A 1,714-nucleotide genomic window follows, 5' to 3' on the forward strand; every position below is an offset into this window, starting at 1 on the left:
GTGCCGGCGAGCTGGTTGGCCTGGCGCGCCGTGTCGGCCGACTGGCTCACGGTGGCTGTGAGCTGCTCCATGCTGGCTGCCGTCTCTTCGAGGTTCGAGGCGGTCTGCTCGGTGCGGGCCGACAGGTCCTGGTTTCCGTTGGCGATCTCGATGGATGCCGAGGACACCGAGTCCACGCCTGTGCGCACCTCGCTCACCACCGTGCGCAGCCGCGCCGACATGGCGGACAGCGAGCGCAGCATGTGGCCAAACTCGTCCTTGCGGGTGGACTGCAACTCACGCGTGAGATCGCCTGCGGCGATGGCGTCGATGGTGGACACCGCCTGGTTGAGCGGGTCGCTGATGGAGTGCACCAGCCGCCAGGCCAGGAAAATGCCCACGGCCAGCAGCACCATGGACAGGATGATCCCCGAGACGGCGTTCTGGATGCGGCGGCTCGTGGCGTCAGCACGGATGGCGTCGCGGCGCTTTTCCAGCGCGGCCACAAAGTCGTCCTGGGCCTTGAGGTACTTGGTGACCAGGGGGGCAAACTCGTCGTCCGCAAAACGCTGGGTAGCCACGGCATCGCCCGCACCTTTCAGCTCCCAGGTCTTGGCGGTGGCGGCCAGCACGGCCTTGCGGGCGTCCAGCACCTTGTCGAGCGCGGCTTTTTCTTCGGGCGCGGTGGCAGACGCAACGATCTTCTCCTGGACCTTGTTGATGTTGCCGATGATCTCCTTGACCTTGGCGCCGTACTGCTCGGCCAGCACCGAGTCGGTGGTCACCGCGCCACCCATGACCATGGTGACGGCGGTTTCGGTGGCGCCGCGCCAGCGCACGGCCGTGGAGATGCGCTCCTCGATCTCGATGATGCCGTCCATCGCAGCCGTCATCGAATTGTTGCCCCGGTTCTGAGCAAAGCTCGAGAGCAGGAGCATGCCGATCATCAGACCCAGAAAAGCGCCCCAGAGCTTGCGGGAGACGCGGATATTGTCAAATTGCATGGTTGGTAGTTCCTCGTGGACCGGTGATGTCTCTCTCATGTTCTGCGCAAGGCACACAGGAAACATTCGATTACATCAACGACAGGCCATAGCCTACGCCAGCCCGGCGTGCCCACAGGCCCGCACCCCACCGGGAAATACCCGCATCCGGAAAACACCCCGGATGCGCGAACGAAAAAGCCGCGAACCCCAGGCCGGGCAACCCCCGCCGGGCTGCGCCACGCAAGGTGTGCGCCCCAGGGAGCAGGAGTTTGAGCAAAAATGGGCGTTTCCGCGCTACCACATTGCCTTGAAAGCTATCAATTCAGGAGTGATAGCACCACAAGGGCTGGGCCGTGTCAGAAGCTTTCCCATTCGTCGTCATTGCCACCTGCGGCGGCCCGGGGGGCCGGTGCAGGGGAGGCCGCAGCAGAAGGCGCAGCTGTGACCTTGGGGGTGGCAGGCGCCTTGCCCGCCAGCCGGGCGGCCACCGGCGCCTTGGCGGTGGCTGCGGATGCCGGTTTGCTGCCGGTACCGCTCACCCGCGCGGCTGCGGAAGCGGGACGGGGCGCCGCTGCCGGGGCCCGCGCGGCCACCGCGCCCACGTTGAACACAGACACCACCTCCGCCAGCCGCTGCGCCTGGTCGCGCATCGAGGCGGCTGCGGCCGTTGACTCCTCCACCAGCGCCGCGTTCTGCTGCGTCATCTGATCGAGGTGCGTGACCGCCTGGTTCACCTGGGCGATGCCGTC

Annotated in this window: 1 protein-coding gene and 1 pseudogene; both read right to left on the reverse strand. The window is 66.4% G+C overall.

Annotated elements, in window-relative coordinates; all coding sequences use genetic code 11:
- On the reverse strand, positions 1-983 hold a 983-nt coding region (locus AC07Z7_RS25000; RefSeq protein WP_494768035.1), incomplete at its 3' end, for a methyl-accepting chemotaxis protein.
- A gap of 338 nt (positions 984-1,321) precedes the next feature.
- Positions 1,322-1,714 (reverse strand): annotated as a pseudogene (locus AC07Z7_RS25005) (methyl-accepting chemotaxis protein); the annotation flags it as partial.

Source organism: Acidovorax sp. GW101-11A03 (assembly GCF_059424825.1).